The following is a 366-nucleotide window of genomic DNA, read 5'->3' as shown; positions in this document are numbered from 1 at the left end:
ACTCTTTTTTCACTACAGCTCTAGCTATGTTAGGTGATTTAATTATCTGTTCTAGAGTGAACTTCTCTTTTCTAAGGTTTGGATCATTAAGTATTGATTTATGTATCTTGTCTTGGTCGATTAAAACAAAGAATCGGAAAGTATCTGAGAGGTAGGTTTCTAAATTCACTATAGCTTGAGCAAATAGCAATCGTGTTATATAGGTGTTGTTTTGCTGGTCGATGGTTTCTAGTGTGTTTAGTATTTCTTGTTGGTTATACACAATGCTTTGATGACTAGTGTAATAGCCAGCCTTTGGTTCTGTGTATTTTATACCGTCCTTGACTTCCCACTCTAACAACTCCCCGCATTCCATATCACTAAACA

The 366-nt window shown here is 35.8% G+C and carries 1 pseudogene; it reads right to left on the bottom strand.

The features are described 5' to 3' along the window. Positions 1 to 366, bottom strand: a pseudogene (locus CWC11_RS23165) (hypothetical protein); the annotation flags it as partial.

It is taken from the genome of Pseudoalteromonas sp. S3178 (genome assembly GCF_005886985.1).
Taxonomy (GTDB): Bacteria; Pseudomonadota; Gammaproteobacteria; order Enterobacterales; family Alteromonadaceae; genus Pseudoalteromonas; species Pseudoalteromonas carrageenovora.
This window is presented reverse-complemented; position numbering and strand designations above follow the sequence as displayed.